General features: G+C 53.0%; 23 protein-coding genes. All 23 read left to right on the top strand.

Features of this window, described 5'->3' with window-relative positions:
- Positions 1-136 precede the first annotated feature (136 nt).
- The 23 genes from KI237_RS30830 to KI237_RS21565 all read left to right on the top strand — a co-directional run bounded on the left by KI237_RS30830 (position 137) and on the right by KI237_RS21565 (position 22,593).
- The gene (locus KI237_RS30830) at positions 137-334 is read left to right on the top strand and encodes a GNVR domain-containing protein (protein WP_349305804.1); all 198 of its coding nucleotides are present in this window, start codon (positions 137-139) and stop codon (positions 332-334) included.
- A 549-nt stretch (positions 335-883) separates the two neighbouring features.
- A complete protein-coding gene (locus KI237_RS21665; RefSeq protein ID WP_212796991.1) occupies positions 884-1,066 on the top strand; it encodes a hypothetical protein in 183 nt (60 codons plus the stop codon).
- A gap of 83 nt (positions 1,067-1,149) precedes the next feature.
- Positions 1,150-2,130: an NAD-dependent 4,6-dehydratase LegB gene (locus KI237_RS21660; RefSeq protein ID WP_212796990.1), complete on the top strand. Its 981-nt coding sequence runs from the start codon at positions 1,150-1,152 to the stop codon at positions 2,128-2,130.
- Positions 2,131-2,139: 9 nt separating this feature from the next.
- Entirely contained in the window at positions 2,140-3,297 is a 1,158-nt protein-coding gene (locus KI237_RS21655; RefSeq protein WP_212796989.1) for a LegC family aminotransferase, read from the top strand.
- Positions 3,287-4,447, top strand: a complete 1,161-nt coding sequence (neuC, locus tag KI237_RS21650; protein ID WP_212796988.1) for a UDP-N-acetylglucosamine 2-epimerase — start codon at positions 3,287-3,289, stop codon at positions 4,445-4,447. The genes KI237_RS21655 and neuC overlap by 11 nt, the downstream gene beginning before the upstream one ends.
- Positions 4,444-5,529: an N-acetylneuraminate synthase gene (gene neuB / locus KI237_RS21645; protein ID WP_212796987.1), complete on the top strand. Its 1,086-nt coding sequence runs from the start codon at positions 4,444-4,446 to the stop codon at positions 5,527-5,529. The genes neuC and neuB overlap by 4 nt, the downstream gene beginning before the upstream one ends.
- Positions 5,526-6,191 carry an acetyltransferase gene (locus tag KI237_RS21640; RefSeq protein ID WP_212796986.1) on the top strand — a complete coding sequence of 222 codons (666 nt, stop codon included), beginning with the start codon at positions 5,526-5,528 and terminating at the stop codon, positions 6,189-6,191. Before neuB ends, KI237_RS21640 begins: the two co-directional genes overlap by 4 nt.
- A gap of 9 nt (positions 6,192-6,200) precedes the next feature.
- Positions 6,201-7,247 carry a nucleotidyltransferase family protein gene (locus KI237_RS21635; protein WP_212796985.1) on the top strand — a complete coding sequence of 349 codons (1,047 nt, stop codon included), beginning with the start codon at positions 6,201-6,203 and terminating at the stop codon, positions 7,245-7,247.
- Positions 7,248-7,299: 52 nt separating this feature from the next.
- Positions 7,300-8,001 carry an acylneuraminate cytidylyltransferase family protein gene (locus KI237_RS21630; protein WP_212796984.1) on the top strand — a complete coding sequence of 234 codons (702 nt, stop codon included), beginning with the start codon at positions 7,300-7,302 and terminating at the stop codon, positions 7,999-8,001.
- A gap of 127 nt (positions 8,002-8,128) precedes the next feature.
- Positions 8,129-9,400: an MATE family efflux transporter gene (locus KI237_RS21625; RefSeq protein WP_212796983.1), complete on the top strand. Its 1,272-nt coding sequence runs from the start codon at positions 8,129-8,131 to the stop codon at positions 9,398-9,400.
- Positions 9,387-10,082, top strand: a complete 696-nt coding sequence (locus tag KI237_RS21620) for an O-antigen ligase family protein (protein WP_212796982.1) — start codon at positions 9,387-9,389, stop codon at positions 10,080-10,082. Before KI237_RS21625 ends, KI237_RS21620 begins: the two co-directional genes overlap by 14 nt.
- Positions 10,075-11,337 carry a hypothetical protein gene (locus tag KI237_RS21615; RefSeq protein ID WP_212796981.1) on the top strand — a complete coding sequence of 421 codons (1,263 nt, stop codon included), beginning with the start codon at positions 10,075-10,077 and terminating at the stop codon, positions 11,335-11,337. Before KI237_RS21620 ends, KI237_RS21615 begins: the two co-directional genes overlap by 8 nt.
- A gap of 63 nt (positions 11,338-11,400) precedes the next feature.
- Positions 11,401-11,964, top strand: coding sequence for an adenine nucleotide alpha hydrolase family protein (locus tag KI237_RS30610; RefSeq protein WP_249410656.1), 564 nt, complete (start codon positions 11,401-11,403; stop codon positions 11,962-11,964).
- Positions 11,931-12,503 (top strand): adenine nucleotide alpha hydrolase family protein, encoded by a 573-nt coding sequence (locus tag KI237_RS30605; protein ID WP_249410655.1) that lies wholly within the window; start codon positions 11,931-11,933, stop codon positions 12,501-12,503. Before KI237_RS30610 ends, KI237_RS30605 begins: the two co-directional genes overlap by 34 nt.
- The gene (hisH, locus tag KI237_RS21605) at positions 12,500-13,114 is read left to right on the top strand and encodes an imidazole glycerol phosphate synthase subunit HisH (RefSeq protein ID WP_212796980.1); all 615 of its coding nucleotides are present in this window, start codon (positions 12,500-12,502) and stop codon (positions 13,112-13,114) included. The genes KI237_RS30605 and hisH overlap by 4 nt, the downstream gene beginning before the upstream one ends.
- 1 nt (position 13,115) lies before the next feature.
- On the top strand, positions 13,116-13,898 hold the full coding sequence (locus tag KI237_RS21600) for an AglZ/HisF2 family acetamidino modification protein (RefSeq protein ID WP_212796979.1): 783 nt from the start codon (positions 13,116-13,118) through the stop codon (positions 13,896-13,898).
- A 31-nt stretch (positions 13,899-13,929) separates the two neighbouring features.
- Positions 13,930-14,964: a polysaccharide biosynthesis protein gene (locus KI237_RS21595; RefSeq protein ID WP_212796978.1), complete on the top strand. Its 1,035-nt coding sequence runs from the start codon at positions 13,930-13,932 to the stop codon at positions 14,962-14,964.
- A gap of 5 nt (positions 14,965-14,969) precedes the next feature.
- Positions 14,970-16,088, top strand: coding sequence for a UDP-2-acetamido-2,6-beta-L-arabino-hexul-4-ose reductase (wbjC, locus tag KI237_RS21590; RefSeq protein WP_212796977.1), 1,119 nt, complete (start codon positions 14,970-14,972; stop codon positions 16,086-16,088).
- A gap of 22 nt (positions 16,089-16,110) precedes the next feature.
- Positions 16,111-17,241 carry a non-hydrolyzing UDP-N-acetylglucosamine 2-epimerase gene (gene wecB / locus KI237_RS21585; protein WP_212800672.1) on the top strand — a complete coding sequence of 377 codons (1,131 nt, stop codon included), beginning with the start codon at positions 16,111-16,113 and terminating at the stop codon, positions 17,239-17,241.
- A 14-nt stretch (positions 17,242-17,255) separates the two neighbouring features.
- On the top strand, positions 17,256-18,509 hold the full coding sequence (locus KI237_RS21580) for a glycosyltransferase family 4 protein (RefSeq protein WP_212796976.1): 1,254 nt from the start codon (positions 17,256-17,258) through the stop codon (positions 18,507-18,509).
- Positions 18,509-19,474 carry a UDP-glucose 4-epimerase family protein gene (locus KI237_RS21575; RefSeq protein ID WP_212796975.1) on the top strand — a complete coding sequence of 322 codons (966 nt, stop codon included), beginning with the start codon at positions 18,509-18,511 and terminating at the stop codon, positions 19,472-19,474. The genes KI237_RS21580 and KI237_RS21575 overlap by 1 nt, the downstream gene beginning before the upstream one ends.
- Entirely contained in the window at positions 19,471-20,487 is a 1,017-nt protein-coding gene (locus KI237_RS21570; RefSeq protein WP_212796974.1) for an MraY family glycosyltransferase, read from the top strand. The genes KI237_RS21575 and KI237_RS21570 overlap by 4 nt, the downstream gene beginning before the upstream one ends.
- A gap of 96 nt (positions 20,488-20,583) precedes the next feature.
- Positions 20,584-22,593: a polysaccharide biosynthesis protein gene (locus KI237_RS21565; protein ID WP_212796973.1), complete on the top strand. Its 2,010-nt coding sequence runs from the start codon at positions 20,584-20,586 to the stop codon at positions 22,591-22,593.
- The last annotated feature ends 52 nt before the right edge of the window (positions 22,594-22,645 follow it).

Genomic DNA, 22,645 nt, shown 5'->3' with positions numbered 1-22,645 from the left:
CTGCCGTTGACATAACCGTGGATACGGGTAATAAGATGGATTGCCAGCGAGGCAGTAAGGCCTTGATGGCGGAGTCGAAGCGTTGGAGTCCAGGCCCTCTGATGATGCATTCATATCCGATTTGCGGTCGTTGCAGATGCGATATGGTTTTTATCGGAAATTGAATATTGGCCCTGAAAGTATTTCCATTTATCGACAAGATGGCCGCGTAGAGGTGCCCGAAAGTCCGATCAAGCCAAATAAGGCGTTGATCTTGGTATTAGGCACGATCGCGGGTCTTATCTTGGGCTGCTTCATAGCGGTGCTTCGCTTCTTTCTGGCGCGGAATTCATAACGGCCTTTTTATTTCGTTTTGGGCATCAGTTGTTGGGAGAGCCTGTTGGAGATGGTGCACAGGTTTTTTCAATCATCGTGGGATCAATAATTGGCACTCATTTCACTTTGGTGATGGCTTGGCGCCAGCATTGCTTAATGATCCTGTTCGAGCTTCGCCCTCAGATTGAATTGTGTTGAAATGCTGCCTAGATCATCTCCGCTGGTAATATCGCCTTCGACAGCTTGGTAAAAAATTATTTTCCCCGATGGCTTGGCCTCGCTATCATTGCGGCTGCCGGCGAGTAATGCGGCGAAGAGTGACAGGCTATCTAGGCCGGCGGCGCGATGCCATACCCTGATGGCTCAAGGGGGCACATGTCGCGCCGGGAGTTCATCGTTGCCAAGGGACAGTTTCCGGCGCTGAGGGGCCTGGTTAGAGTTTTTGCGTCAGCTGAAAGCTTGTGGGTCCTACCCATCGATGGCTGAGGAAATCGCCGGGATGGATGGTCATTAGGTAACATTTTTTTTCAAAGCAACGGATAAGCTATGAGGCGGAGGGAGTTGCATCATGAACACTGAGAAAATTCGGGCAGCTCTCCTTGGTCGACAAGGGGGCTGTGTTTTTACTCTGCCCTCCAAGTCGCTTGATCTTGTCAAATTTCCCATCGTTACGGGCGATGCAAATCGTCTTGGCGAGCTTCTGCTTGGAGCAAATGTAAATTTCGGGTCCGTGACGTTCCCATTGGATTGATCTGGGACTAACGCATTTGAAAAGCTGGCGAGTGTAAAGCTGCCAAGGCTGATTTAAATGCTCAACCAATACTGAGGTGGAAAGTGAATAGAGTTTTAGTAACCGGTGCCGATGGATTTATTGGCTCCCATTTGGTTGAGTTGTTGGTGCAGGAAGGCTACCAGGTAAAAGCACTGTCGCAGTATAATTCGTTTAATTATTGGGGTTGGTTGGAGAATATCAACTGCCTCGATAAAGTTGAAGTTGTTAGCGGTGATGTCAGGGATCCGCATTTCTGCAAGCATATCACTAAAGATGTTGATATGGTTTTCCATCTTGCGGCATTGATCGCCATTCCATATTCGTACGTTGCTCCAGACAGCTATGTAGATACCAATGTAAAGGGGACATTGAATATCTGCCAGGCCGCTCTCGAAAATAATGTCAAACGGGTGATCCATACATCGACTAGTGAAGTGTATGGTACCGCTCAGTATGTGCCTATCGACGAAAAACACCCTCTGCAAGCTCAGTCGCCCTATAGCGCTTCGAAAATCGGCGCCGACGCGATGGCCATGAGTTTCTTCAATGCCTTCGATTTGCCGTTGACCATTGCCAGGCCGTTCAATACCTATGGACCTAGGCAGTCGGCGAGGGCGGTTATCCCTACCATCATTACTCAAATTGCAAGTGGCCAGAAGCAGATCAAGTTGGGTGATGTCTCCCCAACGCGAGACTTCAACTACGTGGCCGATACATGCCGGGGTTTCCTGCAGTTGGCGCGGTGTCAAGAGGCCATTGGTGAAACGGTAAATATTGGTTCAAACTACGAAATATCTGTACGTGACACGCTTGAACTCATAAAGAAGCTGATGAACAGCGATGTTGAGTTCTTGACTGATGATCAGCGCATGCGTCCAGAGAAATCGGAAGTGTTCAGGTTGTGGTGTGACAATAGCAAGATAAATAAACTGACCGGTTTCGTACCGAGTTATTCTATTTCTGAAGGCTTGCAGCAAACAATCGAGTGGCTTCTCATTCCCGAAAATCTGGCTAAGTATAAAGCTGATATATATAACGTCTGAGGGGGCGCCATGTTCGATTCATTGATTAAATTCGTGCGTGACGAATACGCCACCAATGATTTTATTCCGCTGCATGCACCGGTCTTTAAAGGTCATGAGCGTGATTATGTAGTGGAAACAATTGAATCTACCTTTGTGTCGAGCGTGGGTGCCTTTGTTGATCGATTCGAAAAAGACCTTGCCTCCTATACGGCGAGCCCCCGGGCGACCGCCACGATGAACGGCACGGCAGCTCTTCACACGGCGCTTATTTTGGCCGAGGTAAAGCAAGGCGACCTGGTCTTGACCCAGGCGTTGACCTTCGTCGCTACTTGCAATGCAATCGCTTACTGCGGTGCCATGCCGGTTTTCATTGACGTTGATTTGAATACCCTGGGGTTTTCCCCGTCGGCCATGAGTGCGTGGCTTCAAGAACACGCCCATCTGGATGACCAGGGACTTTGTCGCCACAAAGCGACTCATCAGGTCATCCGGGCCTGCCTGCCGATGCACACGTTTGGACATCCCGTGGACATCGATCACTTGGTCAAAGTGTGTCAGCTCTGGAACATTACCTTGGTGGAGGATGCGGCGGAATCGCTCGGGAGTTTATATAAAGGGCAGCACACTGGAACGTTCGGGGCCTTGGGGGTACTCAGCTTCAATGGTAATAAAATCATTACCACAGGAGGCGGGGGGGCTATTCTGTCAAATGAGACGCTTGGCGCCAAAGCCAAACACCTGACGACCACCGCGAAACAGCCTCACCCCTATGAATACGTTCATGACGAACTGGGTTTTAATTATAGATTGCCCAACCTGAATGCCGCCTTAGGTTGCGCGCAACTGGAACAGCTCGACCTATTTGTTTCTGCCAAGCGAGAGTTGGCGTCTCGCTACGCCTCGTTGCTGGCTAACAGTGAGTTGACGTTTTTTACCGAGCCGCCTGAATGCCGTTCAAATTACTGGCTGAATGCCGTTATCTGTGAATCTGTAGAGCGCCGTGATGCTCTTCTTAAAGCGACTAACGATAAAGGTGTGATGACTCGCCCGATTTGGAAACTGATGTGCCATCTGCCGCTTTACCAAAACTGCATGAAGGGGGATTTGACCAACTCGCTGTGGCTGGAGTCGCGAGTGGTGAATTTGCCGAGTAGCGTGCTACCGGAGTTTCAGCGTGGCCAGTAAGATAGCGGTTTTCACCGGTACAAGGGCTGAGTATGGCCTTTTGTATTGGTTGATGAGGGATATAAAGGACACTCCCGCATTAAACCTTCAGGTTATCGTGAGTGGTATGCATCTCTCTCCTGAATTTGGCGAGACTTGGAAGCAGATCGTCTATGATGGATTTGAGATTGATGCCAAGGTCGAGATGCTATTGTCCTCCGATACGGCAGTTGGCGTTGTCAAATCCATGGGCCTGGGGCTGTTAGGATTTGCCGAAGCCTTGGAGCGCCTGTCTCCCGATGTGCTGGTGGTACTCGGAGACCGGTTCGAAGCGCTGGCGGTAGTCCAAGCCGCACTTGTAATGAAAATTCCGGTGGCCCATATCCATGGTGGAGAAATAACGGAAGGGGCCTATGACGACGCTATTCGGCACGCCATAAGCAAGCTGTCCATGCTGCATTTTGTAGCGGCTGAACCTTACAGGCAACGTGTCATCCAGATGGGTGAAGATCCCGCGCGAGTATTTAATGTTGGCGCAGTTGGCTTGGATCATGTGAAACGTGGGGATTTTTTGTCCCTCGAAGCGCTGTCTCAAAGTCTCGACTTCAAGATCGTAGGCCCGTTCATGTTGGTGACTTATCATCCGGTTACCCTTGCCGAGGAAGATCCTGAGCAGAGTTTTTGTGCGTTGCTGGCAGCGCTGGATTCATTTCCAAATTACCAGTTGGTCATCACTTATCCTAATGCAGACAATGGCGGTCGCAGCATAATATCGCTGATTGAAAAATATGCGGCGGCTCATCCTGGCAGGGTGCTTGCCATCCCATCGCTTGGGTTTAAGCGCTATTTAAGTGCACTGCAATATGCGAGTGTCGTAGTCGGTAACTCTTCAAGCGGTATTATCGAGGTGCCTTCTTTTGGCTTGCCGACGGTCAATATCGGCTCACGTCAAAAAGGCAGGCTGGCTGCTGAAACGGTTATCCCTTGCGAACCTGACACTGACGCGATTCGCCAAGCTATTTCCCTCGCATTGTCCGAGGATTTTTCCAGCCTGTGCAAGCATGCGGAGAATCCTTATGGGCGGGGCGACGCGAGTCAGAAAATCGTGCAGCAGTTAATAGACTTTAACGGCGGCACCTCAAAAAAATTCTATGACCTGGATTTACTATGAAAAGTAACTCGCAAGGTGTGTACGTAATTGCAGAAGCAGGTGTCAACCATAACGGTCAACGGGACATGGCTCTGGCGCTCGTCGAGGCCGCTGCGGCTTCTGGTGCTGATGCGGTAAAGTTCCAGACGTTCGACGCTGCCAAGCTGGCTTCCAAGAGCGCACCTAAGGCTGCCTACCAAGTCACGAATACTGATGATGCTGAGTCTCAGTTGGCGATGTTGAAGAAGCTCGAGTTGCCGAAGGAGTGGCACCAGGATATCCAACGGCATGCTCGACAACTCGGAATCGAGTTTCTTTCAACCGCGTTCGATACGGAGAGTCTGGATTTTCTAAGCCACTTGGGAATGCCATTTTTCAAGGTGCCCTCCGGCGAATTGACCAATGGTCCATTGCTTTGGCAATTTGCGCGGACACAAAAGCCCCTGGTCCTGTCGACCGGAATGGCTACGCTCAGCGAGGTCGAACAGGGTTTGGCCATTGTGAGCCATGCCATGGTGCATGAACGTGAGCCAGAGAGCATGGATGAGGTCTGGCGTTCCTGGAGTGTTGCGCAAAACAGGCGTGGATTGCTTGGACACGTAACCCTGCTCCACTGCACATCGCAATACCCCACCCCTTGGGCCGAGGTCAATTTAAGAGCGATGGATACGCTCGCGAATGCGTTTGGCCTTGAGGTTGGATATTCGGATCATACAGAAGGTGCGTTGGTCTCCATTGCCGCTGTTGCAAGGGGAGCCAAAGTCATTGAAAAGCATTTTACGCTTGATCGGACCCTGCCAGGGCCTGATCACAAGGCATCCCTTGAGCCGAATGAGCTCAAAGACATGATCGATGACATCCGGGCTTTGGAGCAGGCTATCGGCAGTGCCTGCAAAGCTCCGCAAGCTAGCGAGTGGGATACGCGCAAGGCCGCCCGACAGCAGGTCGTGGCAAATCGTCCAATAGCAAAAGGGACGGTCTTGTCACGTGAAGACCTTACCACGGCACGCAGTGGCGGCGGCTTGCCGGCTGTTGAACTGTGGGGTTTGATCGGTAAAGTCAGCCCGCGCGAATATGCCATGGGCGAGGCTTTAGAGAAGTGAACGTCGCATCGACTGTAAAATCAGTAGTGATGATCGGTGCGGGAGGGCATGCCAAGGTTCTTTTGTCGCTAGCGACGTCCGCTGGTTTTAATGTCATTGGTGTATGCGCTCCTGAATTCAAATCAAGAGAAGTAAAGACGTGGCGAGGCGTCGACATACTGGGTGACGATAGTTTCATTGAGCAGTTAGATCCCGGGGAGGTAGGTCTCATAAACGGGATTGGCCAAGTCATCCACAACAGTATTCGAAAAACGATTTTCAGGCGCTACCGAGACAGGGGATTTTATTTTCCCGTGCTGATTCACCCCAGTGCTTCAATCGATTCCACTGCGAGCCTTGGCCAAGGCGTACAGGTCATGGCGGGTGCTGTCATACAGGCTGACTGTGACATCGGTGAGAATACAATCATCAATACCCGTGCAAGTATTGATCACGACTGTCATGTCCACGCCAACGTGCACGTTGCACCCGGTGCGGTGGTTTGCGGGGATTCGACCCTTTGTGAAGGTGTTTTCGTTGGTGCCGGTGCTACCATCATCCAGTCGTTGACCGTGGGAGAGAATTCCGTGGTTGGAGCCGGTTCGGTACTGGTGAGTTCGTTACCAGCTGATCGTATATCGTTAGGTACCAAACCTCATATTACCCAACGACTAAAGAATTAAGAGGCAAGAATGAAACAGTGGCAGTTAACGCTTGTTAGTCCAGACATCGCTATGGAAGAAGCTATCGCTACGCTAGATCGCGTGGCGATGCGTATTGTATTGGTGGTAGATGACCAACAGAATCTCTTAGGTACCGTGACCGACGGAGATATCAGGCGGGCACTACTGAAAAAGCTGCCGCTTAATGGCCCAATCAAGGACATCATGTGCTTGTCGCCGAAAACGGCCCGGCTGGGTTGGACAAAGGCGCGTATCCTTTCCATAATGGAACAGTACAAGCTTCTGCAACTTCCGGTATTGGACGATCAGGGCAAAGTGATTGGCCTTGAAACCTTGCACGATCTGCTCGATACGCCACGTCGTGACAATCCTGTATTTCTGATGGCCGGCGGTTTCGGAACACGGTTGAGGCCACTGACCCATAATTGCCCAAAACCCTTGCTCAAGGTTGGGGATAAGCCGATTTTAGAACTGATTTTGGAGCGTTTCATAAGTTCTGGCTTTCATCGGTTCTACATCTCTACTCATTACATGCCAGAGATGATCCGAGATTACTTTGGCAATGGAAGCCAATGGGACGTTAGCATTACCTATATTCATGAAGAAGTACCTCTTGGGACAGGGGGGGCACTCGGCTTGCTTCCTCATGATGAGATAGATATGCCGTTGTTCATGATGAACGGTGATCTGTTGACCACGTTGAATTTTCAGAATCTCCTAGAGTTTCATGAAACGCACAACGGCGCCGCCACAATGTGCGTAAGGGAGTTCGAGTATCGGGTCCCCTATGGCGTTATTCAAAGCGAAGGTCACAGGATAGTCTCGATGGTCGAGAAGCCGGTTCAGCACTTCTTCATCAACGCCGGTATTTATTTGTTATCACCCGAACTGGTGAAGAGCGTTCCGGCGGGTGAGCGCATAGATATGCCTACGCTACTGGAGAGAGAAATCGAGCTGAATCGAAATGTAAATATGTTTCCTGTGCATGAATATTGGCTTGACATAGGTCGCATGGAAGATTTCCAACGGGCGCAAAGCGAGTTTCTAACTTTGTAAATTTCTGCATTTTTGATTTTTTTTGAACTTCTGATCGTTGGGAACCAATTTCATGAAAACGTATGCTTTTATATTTGCCAGAGGCGGTTCCAAAGGCCTGCCTGGTAAGAATATCAGGGACCTGGCGGGTCAACCTTTACTGGCCTATTCAATAAAAGTGGCCAAGCAGGTGGACCGCATAGAAAAAGTATTTGTTTCAACAGATTGTTCCCAGATAGCGGCCGTTGCGAAGCAATACGGCGCAGAAGTGATTGAGCGGCCAGAGCACTTGGCGGCGGACACATCAGCAGAGTGGAAATCCTGGCAGCATGCGATCGAAACGTTGGAACAGCGCGGTGATCGATTTGATATTTTCTTGAGCCTTCCCGCTACCAGTCCATTGCGAAATGCCAGTGACGTGCGCAAATGTCTGGATTCAATTGAGGACGCCGATGTTGTCGTGACGGTGACTCCGGCGGCAACAAACCCATATTTTGCAATGTTGATTCGGGATGACGCTGGGTTCAGTAAGCTTGTGTGCGGAGACGGCACCATTACGCGCCGTCAGGATGCTCCGGCTGCCTATGATATGACAGGGGTTGCTTATGTGACGCGGCCGTCCTACATCAAGGCATCAACAGGGTTGTTTGGTGGACGATTGAAGTCCGTTGTGATTCCACGCATGCGTGCTGTTGATGTGGATGATATCTACGATTTTAAAATGGCTGAGATGTTTGTCCATGATGAAAATCTGAACAAGGAATTGGACGCTTAATGTCGAGGCGGATGTGTTGCCATCATAAATGGGCTATACATCGTTTGCGATTGATGCTGTGTAAAAGTAGCGTCGCCGTTATTGCTTGGGAGCGTTGATTCGGTTGTTAAATAGAATGTGGACTTTGGTGGGGCGCGAAAAAATCAAGCGGCTCATCAATTTAAATATAAGGGCGGCTACGCTGGTTAGTAAGTTCGCTCTTATTTTTTTTATGGCTAAATATCTTGATGCTAAGGATGTAGGCATCTACGGCCTGGTAGCGGCTACTATTGGGTATGCAATTTATCTGGTTGGGTTTGAATTTTACAACTATTCCACGCGAGAGATCATCGGCTCTGATCCAGACCTGCTATATGGCTATCTTAAGGATCAACTAGTGCTTTATGCACTGGCTTACCTATTTGTCTTTCCCGTGGTGGTGATATTTTTTTCGAGTGGATTTATCGCATTTGAATATATCTATTGGTTCGGTTTTCTTCTGGTCGTCGAGCATTTGGCGCAAGAGCTCAATAGAGTCCTGGTCGCTGTTTCGCAGCAGATGCTGGCCAGTGTAGTCCTGTTCGTCCGTAGTGGTATTTGGTGTCTACTCGTCATATTGATCATGTTTTTATCACCCACCACACGCAATCTGAACTTCGTCTTTGCGCTCTGGTTTTTGGGATGCCTGTTGGCGCTATTTATAGGTCTTTGGGGGTTGAGGTCGTACAATGGGAGTTCTTTTTTTAAGCCGGTGAATTGGTTATGGATAAAAAAGGGCCTGAGACTGGTTTGGCCACTGCTGATTGCCAGTCTTTGTATGCGTGGGATCTTTACCATCGACCGGTACTGGGTAGAGCGAGTGGCCGGTCTGGATGTCTTGGGGGCGTATGTGCTGTACATAGGTATGGCGACGGCCGTGCTTTCGTTTTTGGATGCGGCGGTAATAGTATTTTATTATCCAAAGCTGATTCTCTCCGCCAAGGCCAAGGATTATCACCAGTTCTCAGTCAATATGCGCGGACTTAATTTTAATGTCATTGGGTTTACCGTGTTTTTGTCTGCTGCCTGCTACTTGTTTGGCTGGGGCATGGCGTTATGGTTGGAGAAGGCTGTCTACGTGGAATACTTCTATATTTTGAAGTGGTTGATTTTAGCAATAGCCCTGTATTCCCTCAGCATGATTCCCCATGTAGGGCTGTACGCACTTCATAAGGACTCGCACATATTTTTTAGTCAGGTCGGCGGGTTGATAGTTTTTCTTGTGTCTTATTTTGCAATGCGCATGGCGGACCTCGATGGGGTGTCGGCTGTGCTCTGGGGGATGTGTAATGCTTTTGCAATGATATTCATATGGAAATCCTTGGCTTATGTTTTTGGCTTTCGCTTGATTAAGAAGGACGGTGGTGATGCTAAAGCCTAACCGAGCACTACAGGACACAGGCAATGCAAGGCTGTCATTTTTTTTTATTACGCTGGTTTTATTTGCGGGTTACAAAGCGTCGATAACGTTGCGAGCAGTCTTTTTTGTTCCGATTTTCTACGGCTTCTGCATGAGCGGGTCGCGAACCGTGTGGATGGCACTGGTGATGGTCCTCGGTTTTTATTGTCTGACTGAAATAAGAAGCGTTGATCTAGAACTTATTGCAGGCCTCGGGGTGGGACTTTTCCTGCTGTTCTGTGGCGGCATGTATTTTATGGTGATGGGGGAGTTCTATGCCCCCGAAAGGATGCTGAATTTCGACAGCGCACTCATAAGGTTTGAGCGCTATTTTGAGTTTGTGCAAGGTTCTGATTTAACCTATTTCCTAGCGGATTCCGATGGTGCAAGGCTGGGGCTGGTAAGCGAAAGTGCCTACTTCACCCTGATGAATTCAATGGGCCTTCTTGGTTTCATGTGTTTCCTGGTGTTCCTGGTTTTTATTTTTAAAGCTCGCTTGGATAGCGAGATCGATACGTCTTTCAAAATGGTTTTTTTGTATTGCCTTGTTTGTGCGTTTTTCAAAAATACTCTGAATTCTTTCCCAAATAATCAGTTGTCTCTTGTTTCGATGGGGGTGTTTTTTGTATTTAGGGAGTCAAGGGAGAATAAGAAGCGTGGATAATAAAGCGCGCAGGCAGCTGAGGTTGATTGCTCATTACCTCGCCGCCACGAAAAATGAAATTGCAGTCGACCAGAGTGTTTACTCACTGTGTGCCTGTGATCCTTCCCAACTTGCATATGCACCGCGTCCTGCAAAACTATGGAGTGTCATTGGGTCAGGTTTGGTCCCGGCTCGCGTTGTTATCAAGTTTGTAAGCTTGCTGTGGCGCATGGGGCTTGATAAGTGTTGGTTTTTGTTTGATTTTCTAAGGTTGTTGATTGGCAAGGAAAAATTTGATGCCGGCTTTTTGGCATTACCTTCGGAAATGCCAGTGGCACTTTCTTTTTCTCCACGGGCCTTGGGCGTTCTTGAGTCGGTTAATGCATTGAGCCATTCCAGTTGTCTGGTTAGAGGCCCAGGCAGCGAGAGGCTGGTAGTGAGTCCTGAAGTGACGGTATTGAATTATTCGTCCCTTTTGACCTGGCGGGACTGCACTGAAGCGTTAAGACTTTCTTTTATCATTTCTGGTCGAATGAGGCATAAATCCGCTTTTAAGATTTGGCGGTTGCAAAGTTATACTGCGTTCAAATGGATTGCATTTTATTTGGCTATCGAAAAAATGCCCTCCCATAAGTTTGTCATAACTGACCATTATGATCGATGGGCGGTGCTTGTTGATCGCTTAGTTGCTGAGAAGAAAAAAGCGCAATCAAGCCTCACAATTGTTCAGCATGGTTCGCTCGTCGGGCTATCTTCGACAAGTATGGAAGCTACTTTTTCCGTAAAGATTCCTACGCGGCTGGGAAGTGTGAGTAAGCTGTATGTTTATAATGAAGGAGCTGCCGAGGTGTTTCGCAAACACATTCTGTCTTGTGGCAGCCTAAGGCGGGGTCTTGAAGTTGAGTGTTTCAAGCCGGGAATTTCGCTATCCCCTGTGTCGTCGGATTTCAGCGTATTGATAGTGGGGCATGCGATATGTGAAAACTTTCACTTGTTTCTGTATGACCAAATGGTGTCGAATTCCACCATCGACTTTTTTTACAAGCCGCACCCGACGGTGTCTCCGAGTAGGGAGGTCCGGGCGAGGGGGTGGTATCTGATCGAGCAGGCTGATTTCTTTCCCAAGGTCGATTTGTTAATATCCTACCCATCTACCCTGGTTGCCGAGTATGAGGGGAGCGGTATAGGGGCGATTTTGCACCCTTTGGCCATTAAGCCTGAAGAGTACGAAGCGGTTTTGTCGAAGATAATTAATAAGCTGCAGTCAGCGAAGTGACGGTTTAATGGGAGGGGGAAGATGAGGATCGCTGGGAAATACACTATCTGCTCAAGATGTATTATGGATACGAGTGATCCTAATCTAAGCTTTGACGAGCAGGGTGTTTGCGAGTATTGCAATAATTTCGAGAAGGTTATCAAGCCCAGTTGGAACACCGATGGGCGTGGCCAGGCTGAGCTAAAAGCGCTGGCTGACAAGATTAAAGCTGACGGCGTGGGGCGCGATTTTGACTGCATCATTGGCATCAGCGGCGGTCTTGACAGCTCCTATCTGTGCTATGTCGCTAAAGAAATCATGGGCTTGCGACCGCTCCTGTTTCATGTCGATGCCGGTTGGAATACCGACCAGGCCGTCGGTAATATCGAAAAGCTGGTTGATGGTCTTGGCTTGGAGCTATATACCGACGTGGTCAACTGGGAGGAAATGAAGAGTTTGCAAGTGGCTTTTCTGAAAGCGCAAATTCCAGATCAGGACATTCCACAAGATGCTGCATTTTTTTCGGGGCTTTATCGGTTTGCAAAGGCCAACAAGATAAAGTATGTGCTGACGGGCGCTAACTACTCTACGGAGTGCTGCCGTGAGCCGGAGGAATGGGGGCCTACCCGGGAATCGATAAAATACTGATCAATGACATTCACGGCAAATTCGGCTCGCGCAAACTCAAGACGTTCCCGCTGATCGATATATTGTCCTACAAGATTTACTATCGCTACGTCTTGGGTATGCAGGTTGTACGACCGTTGAACCTGTTGCCTTATATAAAGAGCGATGCGGAAGATACATTGGAACGTTTGTTTGGCTGGAAACGTTTTCAACACAAGCATCATGAGTCCAGGTTTACGCGCTTCTACGAAGATTATTGGATGCCGCGCAAGTTTGGCTATGAGAAGCGCCGGGCTCATTTCTCCAGCCTTATCATGACCGGGCAGATGACCCGTGAAGCCGCCATTGAACGTATCGCCAAGCCCGAGTTGGATGAGAATTTCCTGAAGTCCGAGTTTGAGTATGTCGCGCACAAGTTGGACTTGACTGTGCCTGAGCTTCAGAGCATTTTCGATGGCGAAAATAAGACCTTCCGTGATTACAAGAACAAGCATTTCCTGATCGGAATAGGTGCCCGGATACTCAGTGCAATCGGATTGGAAAGACGACTGTTCAGATGATTACCATCATTGATTATGGCCTGGGGAATATCCAGGCTTTCGTGAACGTTTATCGACGTTTGCACATCCCGGTTGCAGTCGCTCAAACGGCTGCGCAATTGGACGGTGCGACCAAGTTGATCCTTCCTGGGGTCGGTGCGTTCGACCATGCCGTTCAGCGGCTTGATGCCTCGGGCATGCGTCCCACCCTGGAAGAATTGGTTCTGGGGCACAAGGTCCCGGTGCTGGGTGTGTGCGTGGGCATGCAAATACTGGCAAATCGCAGCGACGAAGGCTCTATGCCTGGGCTTGGCTGGGTACCCGGTTGCGTTCGGTCTTTCAAATCTGTTCCAAGCCTGACTGAGTTACCCTTGCCACACATGGGCTGGAACGATGTCAGTCCGGCTGAGAATTCCGCGTTGTTCAAGGGCTTTGAGAACGATGCGCGCTTTTACTTCCTGCATTCGTTTTTCTTTGAATGCGAAGAGGGCCGGCACAGCGATGCAACATCCTCCTACGGCTTGGCGTTCAGCTGTGCCGTGCACGCTGAGAATGTGTATGGCGTCCAGTTTCACCCTGAAAAAAGCCACCATTTCGGCGTCGGATTGCTGAAAAACTTCGCGGAACTATGACATGTTGAGACCCAGGATCATTCCTTGCTTGCTGATTCAAGACGGCGGGCTGGTGAAGACAGTGAAGTTCAAGGACCCCAAGTACGTCGGGGACCCGATCAATGCGGTGAAGATTTTCAACGAGAAAGAAGCCGACGAATTGATCGTGATCGACATCGACGCCACGGTGAATGCTGTCGAACCCAATTACGCTCAGATTGCCAAACTGGCTGCGGAGTGTCGCATGCCTTTGTGCTATGGCGGGGGCATTCGTACCGCACAGCAAGCCAAGGATATTATTGCGCTGGGTGTCGAGAAGGTAGCCATCAGTTCGGCAGCTTTCGAGACCCCTCAGTTGATCAGTCAGATCGCTGAAGAAATCGGCAGCCAGAGCGTTGTCGTTGTCCTGGACCATAAAACCCGCCTGTTGAGTAAACAGCAGGAGGTCTGGACGCACAACGGCACGCGAAACACCAAGCGCAGCGTCCTGGAAGCGGCTCAAGAGTTTGAAAGGCTCGGAGCCGGAGAAATCGTGCTCAATTCCATTGAAAACGACGGCAGGATGAAAGGCTACAATATCGAGTTGGCCGTCAAGCTTCGGGAGGCCGTGCGCATCCCCATTACCATCCTGGGCGGCGGCGGTTCGCTTGAGGACATGCGCGGCGTCGTGATGGCTTGTGGCGTAGTCGGTGTGGCGGCAGGCAGCTTCTTTGTGTTCAAGGGTGCATACCGGGCCGTGTTGATCAGCTACCCGAGTCCCCAGCAGAAAGACGACATTATTTATTCAGCTCTACGAGCCCGTTAATTCTGCGGGTTCGCGGCAAGGGTCAGATCCTATGTTCAACGGCAAAAAACTTCTTATTACCGGCGGTACTGGTTCTTTCGGTAATGCAGTGCTCAAACGGTTCCTGGATACCGACATCGCTGAGATACGCATTTTCAGCCGTGATGAGAAAAAACAGGACGACATGCGCAAGCGTTACAGTAACGCCAAGCTGAAGTTTTACATCGGTGATGTGCGTGATTACCAAAGCGTGCTGAACGCCACCCGCGGTGTTGACTATATTTTCCATGCCGCGGCCCTCAAGCAGGTTCCGTCCTGCGAATTCCATCCCATGGAAGCGGTGAAAACCAACGTTATCGGCACCGATAACGTGCTAGAGGCGGCTATCCAGAACGGTGTCCGGCGGGTGGTTTGCCTGAGTACCGACAAGGCTGTGTACCCCATCAATGCCATGGGTATTTCCAAGGCCATGATGGAAAAGGTCATGGTCGCCAAGTCGCGTAACGTCGACGAGAGCAAGACGGTTATCTGCGGTACACGCTATGGCAACGTCATGGCTTCCCGAGGTTCGGTCATTCCGCTGTTCGTCGAGCAGATTCGTGAAGGCAAGTCGCTGTCGATCACCGACCCGAACATGACCCGGTTCATGATGACCCTGTCCGACGCCGTGGACCTGGTGCTCTATGCCTTCGAACATGGCAACAACGGCGATCTCTTTGTCCAGAAAGCGCCTGCAGCTACTGTGGAAACCCTGGCGCAAGCGCTGACGGCGATGCTCGGACTGCCCGACCACCCTATCCAGATCATCGGCACGCGCCACGGCGAGAAGCTTTACGAGGCGTTGCTCAGCCGCGAGGAAATGGCCTGTGCGCAAGACATGGGCGACTATTTCCGTGTTCCGCCGGACTTGCGCGACTTGAACTACAGCAAGTTCGTCGAGCAAGGCGAGGAGAAAATTTCCCACACCGAGGATTACAACTCGCATAACACTGAGCGCCTGGACGTCGAAGGCATGCAGAAGTTGCTATTGAAGTTGGAATTCATGCGGGCCATCCAGCGTGGCGAGCATGCCACTCCAGAGGAGTGAGGCCTATGAAAGTCCTTGTTACCGGCGCCAACGGCTTCGTCGGCAAAAACCTTGTTGCACACCTGCAGGAGCGCCGAGACGTCCAAGTGGTCCGATTCGGTCGTGAACAGGCCGCTTGCGACTTGTTGTCGAACCTGGAGGGTGTGGACTTCGTATTTCACCTGGCCGGCGTCAATCGCCCGCAGCGTGTGGAAGAATTCAGCGAAGGTAATAGCGGCCTGACCGCGACGTTGTGCGCCGCCATCAAGGCCACCGGTCGGTCAATTCCCGTGATCTACACCTCGTCCATACAGGCCGAGGTGGACAACCCTTATGGAACGAGCAAGCGGGGCGCGGAACGCGCACTCCTGGAGCTTTCAGAACAGCAAGGCTCACCGGTCTATCTCTATCGCTTGCCCAACGTTTTCGGGAAATGGGCCCGGCCGGACTATAACTCGGCTGTGGCAACGTTCTGCCATAACATCGTTCGTGACTTGCCGATCACCCTCAATAACCCGGCTGCTCCATTGCAGTTGGTGTATATCGATGATGTGGTCAAAAGCTTCATCGACGTGATGGATGGCAATGCCGCGCCTGGCCCCTACCAGGACGTCCAGCCGGTCTACGACACTACGGTCGGGGCGCTGGCGGATCAATTGCAGGCGTTCAAGCGCAGCCGGGAAACCATGGTGACCGAACGGGTCGGAACCGGTTTGGTCCGCGCGCTGTATTCGACTTATCTAAGCTATTTCCCCCCTGAAGTATTTACCTACGAATTGCCCAAGCATGGTGATTCGCGGGGCGTCTTCGTCGAAATGCTCAAGACCCCGGACGCGGGTCAGTTCTCCTACTTCACTGCCCATCCCGGTATCACGCGGGGAGGGCATTACCATCACAGCAAGACCGAGAAGTTCCTGGTCATCAAGGGGCAGGCCTGCTTCCGTTTCCGGCATATCGTCAGCGGTGAGTTCTATGAGCTCCACACGGGCGGCGACACCCCGCAAGTGGTCGAAACGGTACCGGGTTGGACCCATGACATTACCAATACCGGCGATACCGAAATGATCGTGATGCTGTGGGCCAACGAGATTTTCGACCGTGAACGGCCAGACACCTACACCATGGCAGTTGGCACCCAGGCCTGAAGGATTAGTAATGAACACCGCACTGAAAAAGCTGAAAATCGTCACCGTCGTCGGAACGCGTCCGGAAATCATTCGCCTGTCCCGGGTGATGGCTGCGCTGGATAAGTACTGCGAGCACATATTGGTGCATACCGGGCAGAACTACGATTACGAATTGAATGAGATTTTTTTCCAGGACCTGGGCATTCGCAAGCCTGACCACTTCCTGAACGCCGCCGGAAGCACCGGTGCCGAAACCATTGGTAACGTGATCATCGCGGTGGACCGGGTATTGGCGACCATTCAGCCGGAGGCCTTGCTGGTCCTGGGCGATACCAACAGTTGCATGGCGGTCATTCCAGCCAAGCGCCGCAAGATTCCTACGTTCCATATGGAAGCCGGGAACCGCTGTTTTGACATGCGCGTCCCCGAAGAGATCAATCGACGCATCGTCGATCACACGGCAGACATCAACCTGACCTACAGCACCATCGCCCGTGATTACCTGCTGGGCGAGGGGTTGCCTGCCGATCGTGTGATCAAGACGGGCAGCCCGATGTTCGAAGTGCTCAACCACTACCGCGACAGCATCGTGGCGTCGGACGTCCTTGAACGGCTTGGCCTGGAAGCTGGCAAGTTCTTCGTGGTCAGCGCACACCGGGAAGAGAACGTCGACTCGGACAAGAACTTCCTCAAGATGGTCGAGGTGCTCAACACCGTCGCCAGTACGTTCGGCCAGCCCGTGATCGTCTCCACCCATCCGCGTACCCAGAAACGCGTGGATGCGATGGGCATCGTCTTCCATGAGAACGTTCGTTTGCTCAAGCCCCTGGGCTTTATGGACTACAACAAGCTGCAACTCGAATCCCGTGCCGTCCTTTCCGACAGTGGCACCATCAACGAAGAATCTTCCATCCTCAATTTCCCGGCCTTGAACCTGCGCGAAGCTCATGAGCGGCCTGAAGGAATGGAGGAAGCGGCAGTGATGATGGTCGGCCTGGAAGTCGAGCGCGTCCTGCAGGGGTTGAATATCCTCCAAGGGCAACTGTCGGGCACCGAGCGCAGCCTGCGCCTGGTAGCGGACTACAGCATGCCCAACGTTTCCGAAAAGGTTGCCAGGATCGTGCACAGCTATACCGACTACGTGAACCGTGTCGTCTGGAAGCGGTATTGAGTCGAGTTGTGAATATGCCTGAGAGCAAGCTGAATATTTTGGTGGTCACGCAGTATTTCTGGCCGGAAAACATGCGGATCAATGATCTGGTGCGTGATTTCACCGAAAAAGGACATTCGGTCACGGTGCTCACCGGGGTGCCCAATTATCCGGAAGGAAATGTGTTCGAATCCTACAAGTGCGCACCGCACCAGTTTGCCGACTACCAGGGTGCGAGCGTTGTCAGAGTTCCCATGATTACGCGTGGAAAACGCAGTCTCCAGTTGATCCTCAACTACCTGAGCTTTTTTACCAGCGCCTCGACCCTCGGTGCCTATGCGTTGCGGGGCCGTCGCTTCGATGCCGTATTCGTCTACGCCGTGTCCCCCATCATGGCGGCGATCCCTGCCTTGGTCATCGGTCGCCTGAAGAAAGCGCCCGTGTTCATCTGGGTCCTGGACCTGTGGCCGGAAACGCTCAGGGCGGTCGGCGTATTGAAAAAGCCGGCGTTGTTGGCCCTGGTAGGGCGGATGGTGTCGTGGATCTACAACCGCGCGGACTATCTGCTGCTGCAATCCAACGGCTTCCTTGAGAACGTCAAGGGCTACTGTACGCGGCCCATGGAAGCGGAGCGCCTGGTCTATTTCCCCAGTTGGGCTGAAGACGATTTTTCGACGGCAGTGGACCCTTCGACCTCGATACTGGCCCGCGACGAGTCGGTCTTTACCGTAGTTTTTGCCGGGAACCTGGGCGAGGCCCAGGATTTCCCTGCCGTGCTCGACGCGGCTGAACAACTGCGTGGCAAAGTGGCCGTGCGCTGGGCCATCGTGGGTGACGGCCGGATGAGTGAGTGGCTGGGGCAGCAGGTCAGCGCGCGTGGACTGGATAACGTATTGCTGCTGGGCCGGCATCCGTTGGAAGCCATGCCGGCGTTGTTCGCCAACGCCGATGCGCTGCTGGTCTCATTGAAAACCAACGATGTATTTGAAAAAACCATTCCCGGCAAGGTCCAGGCCTACCTGGCTTCGGGCAGGCCCCTGCTGGGCATGATCAATGGTGAGGCCGCGCGTGTCATCGATGAGTCGGGTGCCGGTTTCACGTGCGCATCCGGTGATGCCCAAGGGCTGGCACGCATCACCCAGGCCCTGGCCGAGACGGCGGCCCCTGAACTCAAGGTGATGGGTGACAGCGGTCGCAACTATTACCTCCAGCACTACTCCAAGCAGCGTTTGCTGGCACGCTTGGAAGACATCTTCAGAAACGCCACGCTACGGAAGGTAGACCGCTGATGCAGCACAGTATTCTCATGACCGGAGCGAGCGGGTTTGTCGGTGGTGCATTGCTTGAGCGCCTGCACGCGCAGGCTGGGACGTCGGTGACTGCGGTGGTTCGTGACGACAGGCCGTTACCGGCGCCGGCAAACACGGTACGGGTCGAGGCATTTTCCCCACAGACCCAATGGCAACCGCACCTGGCCAATGTGGATACGGTGATTCATTGCGCCGCGCGCGTGCACGTGATGAATGATACGGAAGCGGATCCACTGGCCGCTTTTCGGCAGGTCAACGTGGAGGGCACGCTCAACTTTGCGCGGCAGGCGGCTGAAGCCGGGGTGCGTCGCTTCATTTTCATCAGTTCCATCAAGGTCAATGGGGAAGGCACTTCGCCTGGCCGTCCTTACCGCGCGGACGATCTGCCTGCACCGGCCGATCCGTATGGTGTGTCCAAGCATGAGGCCGAGGAAGGCCTGCGCCAGCTCGCGCAAGCGACAGGCATGGACGTGGTCATCATCCGGCCTGTCCTGGTGTACGGCCCGGGGGTGAAGGCGAACTTCCTGAGCATGATGCGTTGGCTGGATAAAGGCGTGCCGTTGCCATTCGGCGCCATTGATAACCGTCGCAGCCTGGTGAGTATCGATAACCTGGTCGACCTGATTGTCACGTGCATCGACCATCCGGCAGCCGCGAACCAGACGTTCCTGGTCAGTGACGGGGAAGATCTGTCGACCACGGCCTTGCTCAGCCGGATGGCCCATGCGCTGGGCAAGCCGGCCCGAATGATACCGGTCCCCAGCTGGATGCTCGAGCGGGGTGCCAGCTTGTTGGGTAAGAAAGCACTGTCCCAGCGCTTGTGCGGTTCGCTGCAAGTCGATATCGAAAAAAACCGGACACTATTGGGCTGGACCCCGCCCGTGAGTGTCGATGACTCCTTGGCCAGGACCGCCCGGAATTTCAGGATGAATCAAGCGAAATGATGTACTTCTGGTTGCTTTTCTCTGTCGCGATGGCTTCGCTGCTCATGACGGCAGGCCTTCGTCGCTATGCCTTGGCACGCAGCATCATCGATATTCCGAACGCACGTAGCTCGCACAGCATCCCGACACCCCGGGGAGGGGGCGTGGCAATCGTGGTTGCGTTCCTGGTGACACTGCCGTTGCTGGGCCAACTGGGGTTGGTGCCGCTCGATTATCTGGTGGCTTTGGGGGGGGCTGGTGCGCTGGTCGCCATTGTAGGGTTCATGGATGATCATGGTCATATTGCCGCGCGGTGGCGATTGCTCGGACACTTCAGTGCGGCTATCTGGGCGCTGGTGTGGCTTGATGGCCTGGCGCCCCTGAACCTGTTTGGCTTCAGCTTCGACCTCTCCTGGGTTGGGCATGCTTTGGCCGCTGTTTATCTTGTCTGGCTCCTCAACCTGTATAACTTCATGGACGGCATTGACGGTATCGCCAGTGTAGAGGCGGTGCTAGCCTGCGTCGGAGCAAGCGTGCTCTACGTCTTGTCGGGTTTCACCGGCCTGATCTGGCCGCCGTTGATACTGGCTGCTGCGGTGCTGGGCTTTCTGTTCTGGAATTTCCCACCGGCGAAGATTTTCATGGGGGATGCGGGCAGTGGTTTCCTGGGGATCGCGCTGGGAATCATGTCGTTGCAAGCGGCCTGGGCTTCTCCAGCCTTGTTCTGGGCCTGGTTGATCCTGTTGGGGGTATTTATCGTCGATGCGACAGTCACGCTGATCCGTCGATTCCTGCGGGGTGACAAAGTCTACGAGGCGCACCGCAGCCATGCATATCAGTTTGCCTCGCGTCGTTACGGTCGCCATCGCCCGGTCACGCTGACGGTGGCTGCAATCAATGTGCTGTGGTTGTTCCCCATGGCGTGGTGCGTCGTGATGTTGAAGCTCGATGGGCTGACAGGCCTGTTACTGGCGTACGTGCCGCTGGTGGTGTTGGCCTTCAAGTTCAAGGCGGGGCAATTGGAGAGCGCCTGAGCAGACGGGTAAAGAGAGCAGGTGGGTGGCAAGGGAAGGAGGTGGCCGTACAGCCTTCACGAGAATGGTAGGAGCGATAAGGTGTTGGAAACATTCATGGATAGACTTCGCGTCGCACTGCTAGGTTTGCCTCGTCGGCAGAAACGCCTGCTTCAGGTCATGACCGATGTACTGTTGGTCTGGCTCGCCTTGTGGCTGGCATTCGTGGTGCGCCTTGGCTTGGACGATATGGTCAACCCGTTCATCCATCATCCATGGCTGATGTTCAGCGCTTCGTTGATAGCCATCCCCATGTTCATCCGATTCGGGATGTATCGTGCGGTCATGCGCTACCTGGGGAACGACGCCCTCATCGCGATCATCAAGGCGGTCAGCCTGAGTGCGCTGGTATTGGCGCTCGTGGTGTATTGGGGCGTCGCCGACATGGCCCCCGTGCCACGCTCCGTCATTTTCAACTATTGGTGGCTCAGTTTGGTGATGATCGGCGGTCTGCGACTGCTCATGCGCCAGTACTTCATGGGCGATTGGTTCATCCCGGCCCACCACGTGCCTTTCGTGAACCGCACCACGGGGCTCACCAAGGTAGCGATCTATGGCGCCGGTGCCGCCGGCAATCAGTTGGTGGCGGCCTTGCGCATTGGTCGAGACATGCAGCCGGTGGCGTTCATCGATGACGATGTCAGTATCGCGAACCGCATGATTTCCGGCCTAAAGGTGTTCAAGCCCAAACACATCCAGAAGATGATCGAACTCACCGGGGCCCAGGAAGTGTTGTTGGCCGTTCCGTCGGCGAGCCGGGCGCGTCGACGTGAAATCCTGGGGTATCTCGAAGGTTATCCACTGCACGTACGCAGCGTTCCGGGTTTCATGGACCTGGCCAGCGGTCGGGTGAAGGTTGACGACATCCAGGAGGTGGATATCGCCGACTTGTTGGGGCGCGATGCGGTGCCTGCACAACCTGCGCTGCTGTCGCGCTGCATCCAGGGCAAGGTGGTACTGGTCACGGGAGCGGGCGGCTCGATCGGTTCCGAGCTCTGCCGCCAGATTCTCGCCCTGCAGCCGACCACATTGCTGCTGTTCGATCACAGTGAGTTCAACCTCTACAGCATCTTGAGCGAACTGGAAGAGACCATCACCCGGCAATCGATTCCGGTCAATGTATTGCCGATCCTGGGATCCGTACGCAACGCGAATAAACTGTTCGACACCATGGCCTCCTGGAAGGTCGAGACGGTGTATCACGCCGCCGCCTACAAGCATGTGCCCCTGGTCGAGCACAACATCTCCGAAGGCATGCTCAACAATGTCATCGGTACATTGAACACCGCACAAGCGGCGCTGAAGGCCCAGGTCGAAAATTTCGTGCTCATTTCCACCGACAAGGCCGTGCGCCCGACCAACATCATGGGCAGTACCAAGCGTCTGGCGGAAATGGTGCTGCAGGCCCTGAGCCAAGAGGTCGCCCCGGTGCTGTACGCAGACAGCGGGAATGTCGCCCGGGTCAACAAGACCCGTTTCGTCATGGTGCGCTTTGGTAACGTGCTGGGATCGTCCGGCTCGGTTATCCCGCGCTTCCGGCAACAGATCAAGTCCGGCGGCCCCATCACCGTCACCCATCCCAATATCACCCGTTACTTCATGACCATTCCAGAGGCCGCCCAGTTGGTGATCCAGGCGGGTTCGATGGGACGCGGAGGGGACGTCTTCGTGCTGGACATGGGTGAGCCGGTGAAGATTGCCGAGTTGGCAGAGAAGATGGTCCTTCTGTCAGGCTTGAGCGTGCGATCCGAGAAAAACCTGCACGGTGATATCGCGATCGAATTTACCGGACTGCGGCCAGGTGAAAAACTCTATGAAGAACTGCTGATCGGGGACAATGTGGTCGCGACCCCGCACCCGATGATCATGAGCGCCAATGAGGATCATCTGCCCTGGGAGGGACTCAAGGTCAAACTGGATGAATTGATGTCGGCCGTTGGCAAGGATGAATATTCACGGGTGCGCATGCAGTTGCGCGAAGTGGTCTGCGGTTATACCCCGGAGGGAGAAATTGTCGATTGGATATTTCAGCAACGACGCATGGTCCCCAAACTTAAGGACCGTTGAACAAACCATGACGCTGGATCGGGTCTATTCTCAAGTATTGATACGGGTGCGT

Origin of the sequence: Pseudomonas sp. St316, from assembly GCF_018325905.1 — a bacterium.
Taxonomy (GTDB): Bacteria; Pseudomonadota; Gammaproteobacteria; order Pseudomonadales; family Pseudomonadaceae; genus Aquipseudomonas.
Note: the sequence above shows the minus strand (reverse complement) of the source record. Positions and strands in the feature narration are given on the sequence as shown.